This is a genomic window from Halomonas sp. ISL-56 (assembly GCF_018612805.1).
GTDB lineage: Bacteria > Pseudomonadota > Gammaproteobacteria > Pseudomonadales > Halomonadaceae > Vreelandella.
Genome location: NZ_JAGGRO010000004.1, coordinates 19,576 through 38,812 on the forward strand (window position 1 = coordinate 19,576; position 19,237 = coordinate 38,812).

At 54.8% G+C, this 19,237-nt stretch carries 17 protein-coding genes and 2 tRNA genes; 7 read left to right on the top strand and 12 right to left on the bottom strand.

The features are described from left to right. Positions 1-140: 140 nt before the first annotated feature. The 7 genes from iscB to J7J49_RS02200 all read left to right on the top strand — a co-directional run bounded on the left by iscB (position 141) and on the right by J7J49_RS02200 (position 7,218). Positions 141-1,508 (top strand): RNA-guided endonuclease IscB, encoded by a 1,368-nt coding sequence (gene iscB / locus J7J49_RS02170; protein WP_215089870.1) that lies wholly within the window; start codon positions 141-143, stop codon positions 1,506-1,508. 72 nt (positions 1,509-1,580) lie between these two features. Continuing rightward, a complete protein-coding gene (gene panB, locus J7J49_RS02175) occupies positions 1,581-2,372 on the top strand; it encodes a 3-methyl-2-oxobutanoate hydroxymethyltransferase (RefSeq protein WP_064234905.1) in 792 nt (263 codons plus the stop codon). A 72-nt stretch (positions 2,373-2,444) separates the two neighbouring features. Then, on the top strand, positions 2,445-3,317 hold the full coding sequence (panC, locus tag J7J49_RS02180) for a pantoate--beta-alanine ligase (protein WP_064234906.1): 873 nt from the start codon (positions 2,445-2,447) through the stop codon (positions 3,315-3,317). 29 nt (positions 3,318-3,346) lie between these two features. Beyond that, positions 3,347-3,727 (top strand): aspartate 1-decarboxylase, encoded by a 381-nt coding sequence (gene panD / locus J7J49_RS02185; RefSeq protein ID WP_215089872.1) that lies wholly within the window; start codon positions 3,347-3,349, stop codon positions 3,725-3,727. Between the two features lie 220 nt (positions 3,728-3,947). Then, positions 3,948-5,126, top strand: coding sequence for an acetyl-CoA C-acetyltransferase (locus J7J49_RS02190; protein ID WP_215089874.1), 1,179 nt, complete (start codon positions 3,948-3,950; stop codon positions 5,124-5,126). Positions 5,127-5,476: 350 nt separating this feature from the next. Further along, the gene (locus tag J7J49_RS02195; RefSeq protein WP_215089876.1) at positions 5,477-6,262 is read left to right on the top strand and encodes a hypothetical protein; all 786 of its coding nucleotides are present in this window, start codon (positions 5,477-5,479) and stop codon (positions 6,260-6,262) included. Between the two features lie 38 nt (positions 6,263-6,300). After that, positions 6,301-7,218: a hypothetical protein gene (locus tag J7J49_RS02200; protein ID WP_215089878.1), complete on the top strand. Its 918-nt coding sequence runs from the start codon at positions 6,301-6,303 to the stop codon at positions 7,216-7,218. Positions 7,219-7,228: 10 nt separating this feature from the next. Here J7J49_RS02200 and J7J49_RS02205 read toward each other — a convergent pair whose 3' ends face one another. From J7J49_RS02205 to tpiA, 12 genes are all read right to left on the bottom strand, one after another. Further along, positions 7,229-8,398, bottom strand: a complete 1,170-nt coding sequence (locus J7J49_RS02205) for an MFS transporter (protein ID WP_215089881.1) — start codon at positions 8,396-8,398, stop codon at positions 7,229-7,231. A gap of 122 nt (positions 8,399-8,520) precedes the next feature. Next, positions 8,521-10,689, bottom strand: coding sequence for a polyribonucleotide nucleotidyltransferase (gene pnp / locus J7J49_RS02210; protein WP_064234913.1), 2,169 nt, complete (start codon positions 10,687-10,689; stop codon positions 8,521-8,523). Between the two features lie 177 nt (positions 10,690-10,866). Continuing rightward, on the bottom strand, positions 10,867-11,136 hold the full coding sequence (gene rpsO / locus J7J49_RS02215) for a 30S ribosomal protein S15 (protein ID WP_007111823.1): 270 nt from the start codon (positions 11,134-11,136) through the stop codon (positions 10,867-10,869). A gap of 158 nt (positions 11,137-11,294) precedes the next feature. Further along, positions 11,295-12,215: a tRNA pseudouridine(55) synthase TruB gene (gene truB, locus J7J49_RS02220; RefSeq protein WP_215089883.1), complete on the bottom strand. Its 921-nt coding sequence runs from the start codon at positions 12,213-12,215 to the stop codon at positions 11,295-11,297. Next, complete coding sequence (gene rbfA / locus J7J49_RS02225) at positions 12,215-12,676, bottom strand: 30S ribosome-binding factor RbfA (RefSeq protein WP_215089885.1); 462 nt, start codon at positions 12,674-12,676, stop codon at positions 12,215-12,217. Before rbfA ends, truB begins: the two co-directional genes overlap by 1 nt. A gap of 18 nt (positions 12,677-12,694) precedes the next feature. Beyond that, complete coding sequence (infB, locus tag J7J49_RS02230; protein ID WP_064234919.1) at positions 12,695-15,289, bottom strand: translation initiation factor IF-2; 2,595 nt, start codon at positions 15,287-15,289, stop codon at positions 12,695-12,697. Positions 15,290-15,316: 27 nt separating this feature from the next. Further along, entirely contained in the window at positions 15,317-16,831 is a 1,515-nt protein-coding gene (gene nusA / locus J7J49_RS02235) for a transcription termination factor NusA (protein ID WP_064234921.1), read from the bottom strand. Positions 16,832-16,903: 72 nt separating this feature from the next. Further along, complete coding sequence (gene rimP, locus J7J49_RS02240; RefSeq protein ID WP_007111828.1) at positions 16,904-17,365, bottom strand: ribosome maturation factor RimP; 462 nt, start codon at positions 17,363-17,365, stop codon at positions 16,904-16,906. Positions 17,366-17,681: 316 nt separating this feature from the next. Continuing rightward, a tRNA-Met gene (locus tag J7J49_RS02245) sits at positions 17,682-17,758 on the bottom strand. A 193-nt stretch (positions 17,759-17,951) separates the two neighbouring features. Next, positions 17,952-18,038, bottom strand: a tRNA-Leu gene (locus J7J49_RS02250). 47 nt (positions 18,039-18,085) lie between these two features. Further along, positions 18,086-18,445, bottom strand: a complete 360-nt coding sequence (secG, locus tag J7J49_RS02255; RefSeq protein ID WP_064234924.1) for a preprotein translocase subunit SecG — start codon at positions 18,443-18,445, stop codon at positions 18,086-18,088. A 4-nt stretch (positions 18,446-18,449) separates the two neighbouring features. Continuing rightward, entirely contained in the window at positions 18,450-19,199 is a 750-nt protein-coding gene (tpiA, locus tag J7J49_RS02260) for a triose-phosphate isomerase (RefSeq protein WP_064234926.1), read from the bottom strand. Positions 19,200-19,237 lie beyond the last annotated feature (38 nt).

Here is a 19,237-nt window from a genome sequence, read left to right on the forward strand (position 1 = left end):
CATGCTAGCGAAAGGTAAAGCGCCGAAGGTTCTGACCGCTGCCTCAAGGCAGGAGCCGGTTATCGACATTCCCGAGGGGAGACGGGGCGCAAGCCCCGCGACACAAGACCCGTAAGGGTACGTTTTAAGGAGGAAGTCGCTTGGCGGTTTTCGTATTGGATAAACAAAAGCGGCCGTTGATGCCCTGCAGCGAAAAACGCGCTCGGTTGCTATTGGAACGCGGTCGCGCCGTGGTGCATAAACGCTACCCGTTCACGATCCGGCTAAAAGATCGGGTGAGCGGTGACACGCAACCGCTACGCCTCAAGCTCGATCCGGGCAGTAAAACCACCGGCTTGGCGGTGGCGCGCGAGGCCGATAATGGGCAGCACGTCCTGTGCCTGTTTGAGTTGGTGCATCGAGGCTTTCAGATTAAAAAAGCGTTGCAACAACGCGCTGCCTTTCGGCGTCGGCGCCGTTCCGCTAATTTGCGCTACCGTGCCCCGCGCTTTGATAACCGCACCAAGCCGAAGGGCTGGCTGGCGCCCAGCCTGCAGCACCGGGTGGATACCCTGATGGCGTGGGTGGATAGACTGTGCAAACTTGCGCCCATCACCGCCCTGGATCAGGAGCTAGTGCGCTTTGACACGCACAAGCTAGAAAACCCCGAGATCAGCGGCGTCGAGTATCAGCAAGGTACCCTGCTAGGGTACGAGGTGCGCGAATACTTGCTGGAAAAATGGGGACGCGAGTGCGCTTATTGCGGCGCCACCGACACGCCGCTGGAAGTGGAGCATATTGAGCCACGTAGCCGAGGCGGTTCCAACCGGATCAGCAATTTGACCCTGAGCTGCCACGACTGCAATAAGGAAAAGGATCGGTTGCCGCTTGCCGACTTCTTTGCCACGTCGACAGGGTTGCGGCACCGTTTGAAAAAGCTTGGTCACACCGCCGAGGCGCGGCTTGAGCGGGTGCAGCGCCAGCAACAACGCCCACTGCGCGACGCTAGCGTGGTCAATGCCACGCGCTGGGCACTGTTTAACGCCCTCAAAGCCACCGTCTTGCCGGTGGCCGTGGACACGGGCGGTCGTACCAAATACAACCGCCAACGCCTTGGCATTCCCAAAACCCACGCCCTGGATGCGGCATGCGTCGGCCCGATAGACGCCTTGCACGATTGGCAGGTGCCAACGCTAACTATTAAAGCCACCGGGCGTGGCCGTTATCAGCGCACACGGCTCGATAGGTTCGGCTTTCGCCGGGGCGTTTTAATGCGCCAAAAGCAGGTTAAAGGCTTTCAGACCGGCGATATGGTCAAAGCCATCGTGCCAACCGGCAAGAAAGCCGGTACTCATACAGGCCGTGTCGCGGTGCGTAAAACGGGCAGCTTCAACATTCAGATGGAACAGGGTGCCGTACAAGGCATTTCGCACAACTATTGCACCGTGATCCAACGCGGTGATGGCTACGGCTATCATCTCTCACCCTCTATTAACCTGAAAGGAGAAGCGGGTCAGGCGGTGGCGTAATCCAGGTCGTGCTTCGCACGACGCGCTATCCCTCCCGGCACTCAAAGTACCGGGTATCCCGCGCAAAATCTGATGAAAACCGTCACCCTAAGCACGCTGCGGGCCTATAAGCAGGCTGGCGAGACGTTTAGCTGCCTGACCGCGTATGATGCCTCCTTTGCCCACGCGGCAAGCCAAGCAGGCATTGATGTCCTACTGGTCGGTGATTCGCTGGGCATGGTGCTACAAGGCCATAGCAGCACCCTCCCCGTCACCATTGACGATATCGTTTATCACACCCGCTGCGCGGCGCGTGGTAAAGGCCATAGCCTGCTGATGGTCGATCTGCCGTTTATGAGCAATGCCACCACCGAGCGCCTACTTGAGGATGCCGGTGCCGTGATGCGCGCGGGGGCGGAACTGGTCAAGCTGGAAGGCGAAGCGTGGATGGCCGACGGCATTCGCGAATTGACCCGCCGCGGCGTACCGGTATGTGCACACTTGGGGTTAACCCCGCAGACCGTTCATCAGCTAGGTGGCTATAAAGTGCAAGGCCGTGACGCCGCCCAGGCTGAGCGGATCATCAATGATGCCAAAGTGCTGGTGGACGCGGGTGCCTCGGTGATTCTGCTTGAGTGCGTGCCCGCTAGCCTAGGCAAAGCGGTCACCGAAGCGCTGGAGGTGCCGGTGATTGGCATTGGCGCCGGCCCGGATACCGATGGCCAGATTCTGGTGATGCACGATGTGCTGGGCGTTACACACGGCCGCACGCCGCGCTTTGTGAAAAACTTTATGGTTGAGGCGGACAGCATTCAAACTGCTTTTCAGCGCTACCATGACGCTGTCAAAACCCGCGCTTTCCCGGCTCAAGAGCATTGTTTTTAGCATCGGTTTTTAACATCGGTTTTTAAGACAGCTCGACTATCGCCCCTTTTTTGTTATTGGCACGAAACGACTATGCGCACTTTGCGAGACATTGATGAGCTACGCAGCATGCTGCGAGATTACCGCCAACGCGGCCAGCGTATTGCCCTGGTGCCCACCATGGGCAACCTGCATGCCGGGCACCTAGCGCTGGTCGCCTGCGCGCGCCAGCACGCCGATATCGTGGTCTCGAGCCTGTTCGTCAATCCCATGCAGTTTGGCCCAGGTGAAGATTTAGACGGCTATCCGCGTACCTTTGATGCCGACCAAGCGCAGCTTATCGAGGCTGGCTGCGACATCCTATTTGCTCCGGCGGTAAGCTCGCTCTACCCCAACGGCTTAGACGCCCAGACCCGAGTGCATGTGCCCGTGGTGGGCGAAGGACTGTGTGGCGGCTCGCGCCCCGGTCATTTTGACGGTGTCTCCACCGTAGTCAGCATGCTGTTTAACCTAGTGCAGCCAGACGTCGCCTGCTTTGGGGAAAAGGATTATCAGCAGCTTGCGGTGATTCGTAAGCTGGTGCGCGATCTGCACATGCCCATCGATATTATCGGCGTGCCTATCGTGCGTGCAGAGGATGGCCTGGCACTATCATCGCGTAACGGCTATTTAAGCACCGAGGAGCGCGCCACTGCCCCTGTACTTTACCAAACGCTGTGTACGTTGCGCGATGCACTGGAGCGCGGCGACGCTATCGAAAAGGTACTACACCAGGGCAAAACCGCACTGTATGATGCGGGCTTTACGCCGGATTACCTGGAGCTACGTGATGCGACGCTCGCCTCGGTCAGCCCAGCGACTCGTCAGGCGGTACTGCTAGCCGCCGCCAAGTTAGGCCCTGCGCGACTAATCGACAACCTCACGATTCAGCTCCCGGCCAGCGCTACTAATGCTATTGGCGAATAAACAAACAACGGGTAATACAGGAACTCACAATGCACACCATTATGCTCAAAGCCAAGCTGCACATGGCGCGCGTCACTCACGCGGTACTCAATTACGAAGGCTCTTGCGCCATCGACGGTGACCTGCTGGATATGGCGGGTATTCGTGAAAATGAACAGATCCAGATTTACAACGTCGAGAATGGCGAACGCTTCACTACTTACGCTATTCGAGGCGAGGAGGGCTCCAAGCTCATCTCGATCAATGGCGCTGCCGCTCATCTTGCATCGCCGGGCCATCGCATCATTATCTGCAGCTACGCCCACTACTCAGAGGCAGAACTGGAACACCATCAGCCTGCGCTGGTGTATCTCCAGGAAGGTAACCACGTCAGCCATACCAGTAATATTATCCCGGTGCAGTTGGCCTAATCATAATTGACCTAGTCTTAGCGGCTCTACCACTTTTTCCTGACGGGCCACATGTTGGCCCGTTTTTATTTGCCCATAAAGGTTTATTGCCGCAACGCATCACCTTCCCCTATGCTGAAGAGACGGCTGACAGAGCTCGAATAAAAGAGAACGGCTGACAGAGCACGCCTATCGGGCATCTGGCATCAGACTGTCTGTTAATCACTTCAGGAGTCATTTTATGCAAGAAGTAGTCATTGTTGCGGCGCGCCGCACCGCTGTGGGCGCTTTCGGTGGATCCCTCGCAGGTATTCCCGCGAGCGATCTCGGCGCTTTGGTAATCAAAGATATCCTCGCTTCCACCGGCGTTTCTCCCGATCAAGTTGACGAAGTACTGCTGGGCCAGGTGCTCACCGCAGGCGTTGGCCAAAACCCAGCGCGCCAAGCGGCCATCAAAGGCGGCCTGCCAGACTCGGTACCGGCCATGACCATCAACAAAGTGTGTGGCTCAGGTCTTAAAGCGCTACATCTCGCCACTCAGGCCATTCGCTGCGGCGATGCCGAGCTGATTCTGGCAGGCGGTCAGGAAAATATGTCCGCCTCGCCGCACGTACTTCCCAACTCCCGTAACGGCCAGCGCATGGGCGATTGGAAAGCGATTGACTCCATGGTGCATGACGGCTTATGGGACGCTTTCAATAACTACCATATGGGCATCACTGCCGAGAACTTAGCAGAGAAGTACGGCATCACCCGCGAAGAGATGGACGAGTTCGCTGCGGCATCGCAGCAAAAAGCCGCGGCGGCGATTAAAGAGGGCAAATTCAAAGGCCAGATCGTGCCGGTTGAAATTCCCCAGCGCAAAGGCGACCCGGTGGTGTTTGATACCGACGAGAATCCTCGCGAAGTCACCGCTGAAAAACTCAGCGGCATGCGCCCCGCGTTTAAGAAAGACGGCACCGTTACCGCCGGTAACGCCTCGGCACTCAACGACGGTGCGGCGATCGTCATGCTCTGCTCCGCCGAGAAAGCCAAGCAGTTGGGGCTAGAGCCGCTGGCCCGTATCGCCGCTTATTCCAACGCAGGCGTTGATCCCGCCATCATGGGTATCGGCCCCGCACCGGCTACACGCCGCTGCCTGGAAAAAGCCGGCTGGAGCCTGGATGACTTGGATCTGGTGGAAGCCAATGAAGCGTTTGCCGCTCAAGCGCTATCCGTCAACAAAGAACTCGGCTGGGATGTCAGCAAGGTCAACGTCAACGGCGGCGCCATTGCCATTGGTCACCCCATCGGTGCCTCCGGCTGTCGCGTACTGGTCACCCTGCTCCACGAAATGATCGCCCGTGATGCTAAAAAAGGCCTCGCCACGCTGTGTATCGGCGGCGGCCAGGGTGTCGCGCTGGCGATTGAGCGTCCTTAAACGCCCCTCACCCTGGTTTGCTTAGCTAATAGCTAATGGAAAGCCCTCGTCAATTGACGAGGGCTTTGTCGTTTTAGGAGATGTGCACACTAGACGAATAGCAAATTTATCAGCGCTCATTACAGGCTTACCTCACCCTCATACCCTCTGCGACTAATGATGAAATCACCAATGGCTAGGCTATTCATGCATGTCATTAAGAGCATGCTTACATAAAAATACAATATTTAATTAATAATTCGGATTAGGCTGCCGATATTAACTATTATCATTAATAGGCACATTGGGCTTCTACATAGTGCATCTACACACGTAATGGTTATTAAGCAAAACCACAAGGAGGTATCGCAATGGCAATCGGTATTGGTTCATCTCCCCCAGCAACGTCGCAAACGACGTCTGGTAGCCGCACCCAGGACGTATCACCCAAGGGAACCGAACAAGGCGGAAGCACAACGCCTGCTCCGGGCTCACCAAAACCAACAAGCCAACTTTCCACGCTGGCACAGCAGTTAAGTGATAGTGCGCTGCGTGCTGAAGAGCGTGATGGCAGTTTGGATCGTAAAGCACTAGGCCAAAAAGCCAGTGCACTGCTCAGCCAGGTTACCGGCCAGGGCTACCATAATAACCGAGCACGATACGACTCCGAAGTGCCCAACACCGATGACCCAGAACTCTTGGAGCGAGCAAAACAGGCTACTTCCTATGTTAATGGCAGAGGTAGTAATCCCTTTAGCGGCTTGTCTCAAGATCAATTAGTACTGATTATTTATGACGATAGCGGAACATTTACGGCCAATGAGCGACGTGCAGCTTGGCAAGAAGATTATGATCAGCGGCAAGTATGGAAACAGGCCGTTGTAGCCCGCGGCCAGCTGGAATACAGCCAAACCGGCAAGATGACCAACTTCTTCAAAGAAGTGTTGGGAAATTACAACGAGCTGCCCCCCATCATGCAGGCACAATACCCCGACTTCTATGCCCCACGCCTTGAGCACCTGATCGAGATGGACTTCAACTTTATGACCCACCGCGCCGAAGGCAAAGGGGCCCCTGAAGATATTTTTGAAATATTAATGTCCAGTGAAGACTTCGCTAACCTTGGCAAACGCTTTGCTAACTCATCGGTTAGTTGAATCAATAACAAGAGAGCCTAGGCATCGGGATAATGTATATGAAAGTCGAAGGCCAGATTTCTTCATACAATCAAGGTGCTAGGCAAGTAACCAACCCCCAGAATGGTAGCGGTGCTGCTAATGGTAGCAAGCGTGCTGATGGTGTTATGACGCCCCAGTCTAGCGAGAGCACTAGTGTCTCCATTAGTGGCAAAGCCTTACTATTGTCTCGGCTCTTTCTGACTGAAGACATCACCAGTGAGCCATCTGTGCTACCTGGCACTAAGGGTATGAATGAATACGGGATGATGCTCCCTCATCATTTCCTGACTCAGGATGATCGAACCCTACTGGCGGATATGTATGAGTTTGCTCAGGAGCAAGGGGCAGATTTGAAGCATGTGGATCGACTTGCTTGGGATATGGGGCTGTATCGTCAGCGTAATAATGGCGAAGCGGTAGCAAATTTTAACGATGGCCGTAGCTATGATCTCGAAGGCCGAGTACGAACCGCCAGCTTTACCGATGCAGATGCTACTACTGTAGAACGCATCCAGAGCAGTGGCGATATTAGCTCTACACGGTTAGACCAAGGCTTTTTGAATTACATTCTTGACCCTGGCTACGGTTTTACTCACAGCAGTGATTTTGAGTTTCTTGAGCAGATGGTTTCTAGATTCTCAACTAATGGCAACGACACCACCCCGCTCGACTCCAAGTTCTCTACTTTTGTGTATAAGGCGAACAACTACATCATACATACCTCGGATGAGCCAGCAGCTGAATTTGTCCGAAATACGTCCAATATTGAAGAAGACACTTCACGCGAAGCGCTCATGGCCGATGCCAAAGCTCTCCCTCAACGGATTAATCAAAGCTTGCTTGAGGCTTTTATGGGCAAGAACGATGAAAAAGCCACTGAACGTAGCTTTATAACGAAATTGTTTGATTGGCTGAAACCATCGGCGAATAAATAATTTAATTGGCTCAGCGCGTCTTCTGACCAACGACCTTGGCTGGCGTACTTAGTACCAGCAGCGCGCCCAGCAGGAATAATCCCGATGCCGCCCACATGGCGATAGGCAGGCTAGTGCTATCAACGATACGCCCGCCGACCATGGCTCCCAGTCCAATCGACATATTGAAGGTAAACGCCATCAACGCCGTGGCAGCTTCGGTATTGGGTGCGGTACGCAAAATCCAGGTTTGAATGCTCACGGATACACTGCCGAACACGGCACCCCAAGCCATGAGCAGCAACACGCCGCTGCTCGGCTGAACGCCCAGTAGTGGGAACACGGCCACAACAATAAGCAGCAGGCTGGGAATCGCCAATACCGCGCGGTAGGGGTGCCGCCCAGCGAACATACCCGCCGCAATATTGCCCATAATGCCTGCCGCCCCATAAAGCAGCAGCAGGCTGCCTACATGGCGTTGGGAAATACCACTGATCTCTTGCAGGATAGGGCTAATAAAGGTGTAGGCGGCAAAGTGCCCCACCACGACAAAGGCCGTGGTTAGCACCGCGACGCGCACCCCACGATTGCTAAACTGCTGCGCCAGTACTCGAAGACGAACGGGTTCACGTGGTGGCAAAGGCGGCAGCCAACGCCACAGCGCAATGGCTGTTAATAGGCTAAAACCGCCCAGCGCGCCAAAGGCTACCCGCCAGTTGCTGAAATCCCCCAGTAGCGTTCCCAGCGGTACGCCCAGCACTGAGGCCGCCGCGACCCCACCAAAAATCATCGTCATGGCTTTAGGCACTTGTGCCTCCGGCACCAGGCGCGGGGCAATGCTGCCCGCCACCGCCCAAAAACCACCAATACTAAGCCCCACTAACACGCGGGCGGCAAGCAACAGGATAAAGCTGCTCGCCAATGCTGAGAGCACACTTCCTGCCACCATCACGGCCATCAATACCGTGAGCATGATGCGCCTATCCAAGCGCCCCACCGCGACCGGTAACAGCGGGGCTGAGAAAGCCGCAACAACGCCGGGCACAGTCACCATTAAGCCCGCCATGCCAGGGGTAACGCCCATCGATGAGGCCACCTGAGACAATAAGCCAATCGGCAGTTGTTCTGCGGTTACCAGTAAAAAAATGCCGATCATCACGGCCACCACCGCCCACCAGCGCGGCGCTTGCTCCTGCTCCATCGCGATTTACTCCCTGATTCTTTAAAGTCCCGACGATCAAACCTTACAAACAACACCGCCCTCGCAGCCATAGGCGACGAGGGCGGTATCAGAAACCTGACTAACGCTTTAAATCATTCTGTTTAAATCGTAGCTTCGGCTTCCGCTGCTTCTGCAGAAAAAGCAGTTTTCTCTTCTTCAGTAATCTCTTTCATCGACAGCTTCACGCGGTTGCGGTTGTCGATATCCAGCACCTTAACGATCACGTCATCGCCTTCGTTCAAGAAGTCGCGAACGTTGTTAACACGCTCGGCAACGATTTGCGAGATATGCACCAGGCCATCGGTACCCGGCATGATATTAACAAACGCGCCGAAGTCAGCAATGCGTACCACTTTACCCATATACAGCTTGCCAATTTCCGCTTCAGCGGTAATCGACAGTACGGTGTCAATGGCGCGCTTGGCGGCGGCTTTATCTTCCGCGTAAATGCGAACGGTGCCGTCATCGTCGAGATCGATTGAAGCGCCGGTGTCTTCGCAGATTTTACGAATCATCGCGCCGCCTTTACCGATCACATCGCGGATCTTGTCGGGATCGATTTTGATCGTCGCCATTGAGGGGGCGTTGTCAGAAACATCGCTACGGCTCTGGCTGATCACGACATTCATTTGCTCAAGAATACTCAGTCGCGCGGTCAGTGCTTGCTGCAGCGCGAGCTCCATAATCTCTTCGTTGATGCCTTCGATCTTGATGTCCATCTGCAGGGCGGTAACACCCTCTTCGGAACCGGCAACTTTAAAGTCCATATCGCCAAGGTGGTCTTCATCACCCAGGATATCGGTCAGTACCGCAAAGCCGTCCGGGTCTTTGACCAGACCCATAGCGATACCGGCAACCGGTGCTTTTAGCGGCACGCCCGCATCCATCAAGGCCAGCGAAGAACCACACACAGAGGCCATCGAGCTTGAGCCGTTAGACTCGGTGATTTCCGAAACCACGCGGATGGTGTAGGGGAAAGCGTCTTCAGACGGCAGCATCGCCTGCACGCCACGACGCGCTAAGCGGCCATGGCCAATTTCGCGACGCTTCGGGCCACCCATAAAGCCCGCTTCACCCACCGAGTAGGGAGGGAAGTTGTAGTGCAGCATAAAGCGGTCTTTACGCTCGCCTTCGAGTGATTCGATTAGCTGTGAATCACGCAGCGTGCCCAGCGTAGCTACAGCAATCGCCTGGGTCTCACCACGCGTGAAAATCGCGGAGCCATGCGCTTTCGGCAGCACACCAACTTCGATGGCCAGCGGACGAACGGTCTGGTTGTCACGACCATCAATACGCGGCTCGCCTTTAACGACCCGTGAACGTACAACGCGTTTTTCCAGGCCAGCAAAGGCACCTTTCACGTCATCTTTACTGAACTTATCGTTAACCGGTTCGCCTTCATCGGCGGCCAGTTGCTCAATTGCTTGGGCTTTCAATTCAGCTAGTGCGTCTTGGCGAGCCATTTTGTCGGTGATGCGGTAAGCATCGCCCACTTTAGCTTCGAAGGCATCGGCCATAGCGGCTTTAAGCGCCTGGTTCTCTTCGGCGGCCTGCCACTCCCAGCGCGGCTTACCGGCTTCAGCAACCAGTTCGTTAATCGCGCTGATCGCTACCTGCATCTCCTGGTGGCCAAACAGTACGGCACCCAGCATTTCGTCTTCGAGCAGCTCTTTGGCTTCAGACTCAACCATCAGCACGGCTTTTTCAGTACCGGCGACGACCATGTCCAGTTCAGAGGTGGCCAGTTCTTCAACCGTAGGGTTGAGGAAATAGCCTTTCTCTTCGTTAAAACCAACGCGGGCCGCGCCAATCGGGCCACTAAACGGCACGCCAGAGATGCTCAGCGCCGCAGAGGTGCCTAGCAGAGCGGCGATATCCGGATCGTGGTTACGGTCGGTGGAGAGAACGGTACAGACGACTTGCACTTCGTTCATAAAGCCTTTAGGAAAAAGCGGACGGATCGGGCGATCAATCAGCCGCGAGGTCAGCGTCTCTTTCTCAGTAGGGCGCCCTTCGCGCTTGAAGAAGCCGCCAGGAATCTTGCCGACTGCGTAGGTTTTCTCTTGGTAGTGAACCGAGAGAGGGAAAAAGGGTTGGCTCGGATTTGCGTCTTTTCGAGCGACAACGGTACACAGCACGACGGTGTCATCCATGGTAACCATGACAGCGCCGGTAGCTTGGCGAGCAATACGCCCGGTTTCGAGCGTGACGGTACTACGACCGTACTGGAACGTTTTCTTTACCGGATTCACAGCGACTTCCTTCAGCATTATCAATATCTACTTGTCTATTCGTTTAGGTCGTTTTGACTCGTTACCATTCTAGGCGCTGGAGCGCGATAGGGCTACCTGTTCCTTCTTGCCCCCAGCACTATTGAAGTAAACTCGAAACAAAAAAAACGGGCAGCTCACAAGGAGCTGCCCGTTTCGAATCGTTGCCGTTAACGCTTAACGACGCAGACCTAAACGCTGAATCAGGGACTGATAGCGTTCGAAATCTTTACGCTTTAGGTAGTCCAGCAGCTTACGACGCTGGTTAACCATGCGGATCAGACCACGACGAGAGTGGTGATCCTGTTTGTTGGTCTTGAAGTGATCCTGCAGGCCATTAATGTTGGCGCTCAGCAGTGCAACTTGCACTTCAGGGGAACCGGTATCGTTATCGCCGCGGCCGTATTCGGTGACGATCTCGGCCTTCTTCTCAGCGGTTAAAGCCATCTGTCTCTCCAGTAAGCAATATGCCTAAAAATGAATGGTTGAGACCACGCATATTTGCAGTCTCAGGCTACTATTTTTTACTAGCTAGTTTCTTTCCACTAACTATTTTCTTTCCACCAGCTAGTTTCACGCAGACGGCTGCATCCTTGCAACGCGGTTTACGAGATAGCGACGGTACTTAACAGTCGCTTAGGCGCTACTTCCTGAGCACCTTTCACTACGCCAAGGCCGATAAACGTCTCGGCGTAATAAAGTCTGGCTAACGCATCCGGCGCTAACGTGCCGGTCGTCAGATTGGCAGACTGACCATGGGCCAAACGGCTGTGGGCAGCATCGTCTACCGTCAACGACGGTAAATGATCTACCAACACGTCCGCTGGCATTAGCTCAGCTTCCAGTGCCGCTTGGTCGGCCAATGCCTCCAAGGCCTCTAGCGTCCACATCGCGTCGGCTAAAAAAGGCCCCGTTTTGAGCCTTCTTAGTTGACTGATGTGCGCACCACAGCCAAGCGCTTGACCAATATCTTCGGCTAACGTGCGGATGTAAGTGCCTTTACTGCAGCTTACTTCCAGCTCAAAAGCAGTGCCTTCAAACGATAGCAGGCGCGCATCATACACGCTTACGCGCCGAGCTGCACGTTCTACGTGCTTGCCTTCGCGGGCCAGCTCGTAAAGTTTTTTGCCCTGATGCTTGAGGGCCGAATACATCGGCGGCACTTGGTCAATCTCACCGCGAAAGCGAGTGAGCACAGCTTCCACGTCATCGACGCTTAGGCTAGGAACCTCATGCTGCTCAATCATCGTGCCTTCCGCATCGCCGGTATCGGTGATCACCCCTAGCTCTATCCGGGTGCGATACACCTTGTCGGCTTCCAGCAAGTGCGACGAGAACTTGGTCGCTTCGCCTAGGCAGATCGGCAATAAGCCGGTGGCCATCGGGTCTAGCGTGCCGGTGTGTCCGGCTTTTTGAGCCTGGAACAGCCGACGCACACGCTGCAGCGCATGGTTGCTGGAAACGCCCTTGGGTTTATCCAGCAGCAGTACGCCATTGACCGGCAAACCGCGACGTTGACGCGCCACTAGCGAGTTTCCTCACTTTGCTGGGCGTCGCCGTCTTGGTCACTACTGCCTTGGTCACTGTCTTGGCCAACGCCTTGATAATCGTCATCGTCTTGATAGCGTGCACGATCCGTCGTCACCGCTTCATCAATCAGTGAAGACAGATGTTGACCGCGCACCACGCTTTCATCGAAATGAAAACGTAGCTCCGGCACATGACGTAACTTAATGCGCTTAGCAATCTGGCTTCTTAGAAAACCGGCAGCGCGCTTAAGCACCTGCAGGTTCTCTTTAATACGCTCAGGCTCTTGCTCACCCAACAGCGTGACATAGACGTCAGAGTAGCCAAGATCACGGCTAACAGTGACACCGCTGACCGTGACCATGCCCAAACGTGGGTCTTTCACTTCGCGTTGGATCAGCACCGCCAGCTCCTTTTGGAGCTGGTCGGCTACCCGGTCGGTACGCTTAAATTCGCGCATGTTTAGCTCCTCGCAGCCTTACAGGCTACGCTCGACCTTCACTTGGTCGAAGACTTCGATCTTATCGCCGACTTGGACATCGTTGTAGTTCTTCACGCCGATGCCACACTCCATGCCGTTGCGCACTTCTTGCACATCGTCTTTGAAGCGGCGCAGCGATTCGAGCTCGCCTTCGTAGATCACCACGTCATCACGCAACACGCGGATCTTCTTATTACGATGCACGCTGCCTTCAATGACCATACAGCCGGCGATCGCACCAATCTTCGGCGCCCGGAAGACATCGCGCACTTCGGCAATACCGACGATCTCTTCTTTCCACTCAGGTGCGAGCATACCGCTCATCGCCTGTTTGACCTCGTCGATCAGCTGGTAAATAACGCTGTAGTAGCGCAGATCCAGACCTTCACGTTCGATGATTTCACGGGCTGCGGCGTCAGCGCGGACGTTAAAGCCGACCACGATGGCTTCAGAAGCAAGCGCCAGGTTGGCATCAGTACCGGTAATACCACCGACACCTGAGGAAACCACAGCCACTTCCACTTCATCAGTGGAAAGCTCTTCCAGGGCGCCTTTGATCGCTTCCAGCGAGCCTTGCACGTCGGCTTTGAGGACGATGTTGACCTTGGCCACTTCGTCTTGGCCCATCTGGCTGAACATGTTCTCCAGCTTGGCCTTCTGCTGACGCGCCAAGCGCACTTCGCGGTATTTGCCTTGACGGAAGTTGGCCACTTCGCGGGCTTTCTTCTCGTCGGCCACGACCATAAAGTCGTCACCGGCATCCGGCGTACCGCCCAAGCCTTGAATCTCGACCGGCATCGCCGGACCAACCGCATCGACTTGCTGGGCAAGTTCGTTAGTCAGCGCACGCACGCGGCCGTAGTGCAGGCCAGCAAGGACAATATCGCCCTTTCTCAGCGTACCGTTCTGAACCAGTACGGTAGCGACCGGGCCACGGCCTTTATCAAGGCGTGATTCAACCACCACACCTTTACCCGGCGCGGAAGGCACGGCTTTCAGCTCAAGCACTTCGGAGGCCAGCTGGATCGCTTCCAGCAGCTCTTCCATACCTTCACCTGTCTTAGCAGACACGTGAACAAACTGGGTATCACCGCCCCACTCTTCAGAGATCACGCCGTGCTGGGAAAGCTCATTCTTGATGCGGTCAAGATCGATGCCATCTTTATCAATCTTGTTAACCGCTACCACCATGGGCACTTCGGCAGCTTTAGAGTGCTCAATCGCCTCGATGGTTTGCGGCATAACGCCGTCATCCGCCGCGACGACCAGGATGACCACGTCGGTCGCCTTGGCACCGCGGGCACGCATGGCGGTAAACGCCGCGTGGCCAGGGGTATCCAGGAAGGTAACGCCACCATGGTTATCTTCCACGTGGTAGGCACCGATATGCTGGGTAATACCACCCGCTTCACCGGTTGCCACCTTCGCTTTACGGATGTAATCGAGCAGCGAGGTCTTACCGTGGTCGACGTGACCCATTACCGTGACAACCGGTGAACGGGTAATCTCTTCGCCTTCGTAGGAGATGCCTTCGAGCATTTCCGTTTCCAGCGCGTCATCTTTAACCAGCTTCGGCGTATGGCCCATCTCTTCCACCACGATCGCAGCCGTATCCTGATCGATGGTTTGGTTGATGGTCACTGCCGCGCCCATGTTAAACATGGCTTTGATCACTTCATTGGCCTTGATCGACATTTTGTCGGCCAATTCCGCCACGCTGATAGATTCAGGGATCGACACTTCACGCACGATCGGCTGAGTCGGCTTCTGGAAAGCGTGCTTGCCATTGCCGGTCTGGTTGCCACCACGGCGACCACCGCGACGCTGCTCGGCACGTTTTACCTTCTTACCGGCGCCACCGCGCTTACGCTCTTCGCGATCACCACGATCGTCATCGTCACGACGGCCCTTGGCCTTCGCCGCAGCAGCCTTCTTAGGCGGCGCAGTACGACGGTCAGAGCGGCCTTCTTTAGGCGGCGCTGGCGGCATATCGTCACCGGACGGCGTATCGTCGATTTCAAGATTCGGCACCGCGACATCAGCTGTCGCTGGCGCTTTGGCTGTTCTAGGCCTTGAATCAATCTCTTTTTTACTACGCGCTGCTTCAGCTTCTTTATTACTACGCTCGGTGGCTTCAGCTACCTGTGCCGCGCGGGCTTTCTTCGCAGCGGCTTTTTCTTCAGCTTCACGCGCATCCGTTACTTTGCGCTCGGCTTCAGCTTCCGCCATATCGCCAACTAACTGACGTGGGCCAGTGTAACTAGGCTCTGCGGCTTTCGGCTTCTCATCTTCAGCGCTTTTGACGTACGTTTTCTTTTTACGTACCTGCACTTCGATGGTTTTGCCACGTTCGCCGGTATTGATACGGCTACGGGTTTTGCGCGTCAACGTGATGCGATTTTTACCCGCTTCAGGGGCATCGCTACCACCATGGCTCTTCTTCAAGAAGCTCAGCAGCTTCTGCTTATCTTCTTCAGACACCGCATCGCTTTCAGAAGCGTGCTTTAAACCAGCTTCTTTCATTTGCTCTAGTAGGCGAGGCACATCACGGCCCACCTTTCCTGCGAAATCTTTAACTGTCATATCTGACATATTGACCCTCCTCAGCCCGTGACCTGTTTACTGTGTGTTCGAATCCGATGCGTCATCGACTTCAAACCAGGGCGCACGGGCAGTCATGATCAGTGCCGCTGCGCGCGCTTCGTCCAACTCCTCGATATCGACCAGATCGTCGACAGACTGCTCGGCGAGATCTTCCATGGTGACAATGCCGCGACTGGCCAGAATGAAGGCCAGGTGGCGCTCCATGCCATCCATCTCCAGCAGATCAGCTGCTGGCTGGGCACCGTCTAGCGCTTCTTCCGAGGCAATTGCCATCGTCAGCAGCTCGTCTTTCGCCCGTGCGCGTAGCTGCTCTACTAAATCTTCATCAAACTCTTCGATTTCGAGCATCTCTTCCATCGGCACGTAGGCGACTTCTTCTAGGGTAGTGAACCCCTCTTCCACCAACAGGCGAGCGACATCTTCATCCACTTCAAGGTGCTGGATGAAGGAGTCCACCAGGCTATCAATTTCTTGATCGCGCTTAGACTCCGCTTCCTCTTCGGTCATCACATTAATGCGCCAGCCGGTGAGTTCAGAGGCCAAACGCACGTTCTGACCGCTCCGACCAATCGCCTGAGCAAGGTTATCTTGCGCCACCGCCACATCCATTGCGTGGGCGTCTTCGTCCACTAGGATAGACCCAACGTCGGCAGGCGCCATGGCGTTAATCACCAATTGGGCAGGATTATCGTCCCACAGCACGATATCAACACGTTCGTTCTGCAGCTCCGAAGAGACCGCCTGAACGCGCGAACCGCGCATACCGACACAGGCACCGACAGGATCAATGCGGCGATCATTGGTTTTTACCGCAATTTTAGCCCGTGAACCGGGGTCGCGAGCAGCACCTTTGATCTCAATCAACTGCTCAGCGATTTCAGGCACTTCGATTTTGAACAGCTCAATAATCAGTTCGGGACACGTCCGCGATAGCTGGAGCTGAGCGCCACGAGCGTCTGGGTCGACTTTGACCAATAGCGCGCGCACCCGCTCGTTCATGCGGTAACGCTCACCGTGAATCATTTCATTGCGCGGTAAAAACGCCTCAGCGTTTTCGCCCAAATCAATGATCAAGCCATCGCGTGTGGTCTTTTTAACAATGCCAGCCACCAGCTCGCCTTCGCGATCGGCATATTGACGTACCACTTCGGCCCGCTCAGCTTCGCGTACTTTCTGTACGATCACCTGCTTAGCGGTTTGTGCCGCGATACGGCCAAACGACGCATTTTCGATACTTTTTTCTACCACATCGCCCAATTTAAGCGGTGGATCGCGCTGCTCGGCGATGCTCTCTTTAATTTCATAATCTGGCGTTTCGAATTCGTCATCTTCCACAACCGTCCAGGTGCGGAAAGTTTCGTATTCGCCAGTGCGACGGTCAATATGCACGCGCACATTGGCTTCTTCTCTTTCAAAACGCTTGCGTGACGCGCTCGCAAGAGCGGCTTCGACCGCTTCGAAGATGACATCACGCGGGACGCCCTTCTCATTGGAGATCGCGTCAACGACCATTAATATTTCTTTACTCATGCGTATGCCTCGCCAGAAAACCTATCCTTATGTGCATCACCCCGGCAGCCTGCCGGCAGCGCCGCCACTCGGTCAATCGTCGAACTGCGGTACAATGTGAGCAGAATCAATACTCTCAATTGGAAAGCAGTACTCTTCGCCATCCAGTTGCAGCAGTACTTCATCCCCCTCAACACCGACCAGAAGCCCTTGATACTTGCGCCGCCCGTCAAAGGCTGTACGCAGTTTCAGCGCGACGTGATGACCTTGAAAGCGGGTAAACTGATCCAGGGAATACAAGGGACGTGCCATGCCCGGCGAGGAGACTTCCAACCGGTACTCACCGGCGATGGGGTCTTCTACATCCATGACAGCACTGACTTGGCGACTAATATCTGCGCAGTCTTCCACGCTGACACCACTCTCGCGCTCGATATAGATCACCAGCCGCGAATTTTTGCCCTGGGAAAGATGGTCGATGCCCCATAGCTCAAAGCCCATGGCAGCAACAACAGGTTCGATCAGCGCGTGAAGCGCAGCGTGTTTAGTGGCCACAGACAAAGCTCCTATAGCCGTTGCATCAGGCACCTGGCCAGGAGTTATTAGAAAAGCTAGGTGGCTGATTGGCGTTACTCGGGAATGTGTCTCCGGTTATCCGGACGACATCCGCTATTAAGATATTCTTGCTAGCCAAAAGCTGCTAACAAAAAGCCCCTTCACTGGAAGGGGCTTTTAAAAAGAAACCTTGGTTACCATTTCTTAAGTACCATTACAAGTACAATCTTAGCAACATGTAGCAGGCTGCACCTGTAAAACTGGTTATTTTCTGACTCTCATCAAAGAAAACAATCCATCACATGCTACTAGAAAATGGTAGCGGGGACCGGATTTGAACCGATGACCTTCGGGTTATGAGCCCGACGAGCTACCAGACTGCTCCACCCCGCATCAATCTAGGTCGACGATAATAGACACTAAAGCTACTTACGTCAAGAACTACTTGCTTCAAGAACTACTGGCTTCAGAAACGACTTACTGAAAAAAGCCACTTACTTAAAGCTGTCTTTTTCGTCTCAGGTGCCAAACTTGGCATTCTGGTAACAAAAAACACTCTGGGAAGCTGGCAAGCCAGCAAAACAGATGGTGCCGAAGGCGGGACTTGAACCCGCACGACCATACGGTCACTACCCCCTCAAGATAGCGTGTCTACCAATTCCACCACTTCGGCATCAGGGGAGGCTAAAGAAACGTTATCTGTCTAAACAACGAGACTACTTACTCGCTGCTTTCCTCTAGCACTGGCGCGGTATTATCCACATCCGCAGGCCTGTCGTCAAGCGTAGGGATGCTTTGCTGCTGCTCGATCAGACGCGAATCGGGGATGCCCGCTTCGGGTGCCTGGCCTGCCTGGGTGGCAAAATAAGCCAGCGCCATCGAGGTGACGAAAAAACCCGCCGCCAAAATAGCTGTTGTACGCGACAAAAAGTTACCACTGCCCCGCGATCCAAACACTGTTTGTGATGCACCACCCCCGAAAGCCGCACCGGCTTCGGCACCTTTACCCTGCTGAAGCAGGATGAGTACCACCAGGGCGACCGCAATCACCACATGAATCATAAGAATTGCAACTTGCATGGCGTTATCCTGCTGACTGACAAATGGCATAAAAATCATCGATCTTGAGTGAGGCTCCGCCCACTAGACCGCCGTCGATATCTGGCTGAGCGAGCAGCTCAGCCGCATTGCTTGCGTTCATGCTGCCGCCGTAAAGCAAACGCAGTTGTTCAGCGAGCCCCTTATCGAAACCCGCCTGATAGGCGCGAATGCCGGCCATAACGTCCTGGGCTTGCTCAGGACTAGCCGTGCGCCCAGTGCCAATTGCCCAAACGGGCTCATAGGCAATCACAACTTGCTTGCGCTGATCGGGCTCTAAGCGGGACATTACATAGCCCACTTGACGAAGCACCACATCCATCGTGCGACCTGCGTCACGCTCTTCAAGAGACTCACCCACACACAGGATCGGTTTGAGATCGACACTTAACGCTGCCAATAGACGCGCGAAAATTTGTTCATCGCTCTCTTTATAGAGCTGGCGTCGTTCGGAGTGGCCCACCAATACATAAGAGACCGCAAACTCTTTTAGCATGCGGCCACTTACTTCACCGGTATGCGCCCCAGAGTGAATGGGATTCAACGTTTGTGCGCCTAATGACAGCACCGTACCTTCAAACGCATGGCGCGCCGCATCCAAATAAGGGAACGGCGGAATAATAACCACATCCACGTTCGCTGGCGATACGGCGGCGGAGAAGGCTTGGCCGAATTCATTGATCAATGCCACGGAACCGTTCATTTTCCAGTTACCGGCAATTAAAGGCGTACGCATCGACTCTCCTCACTCAAGGTGGAGCGAAATAGTATAGG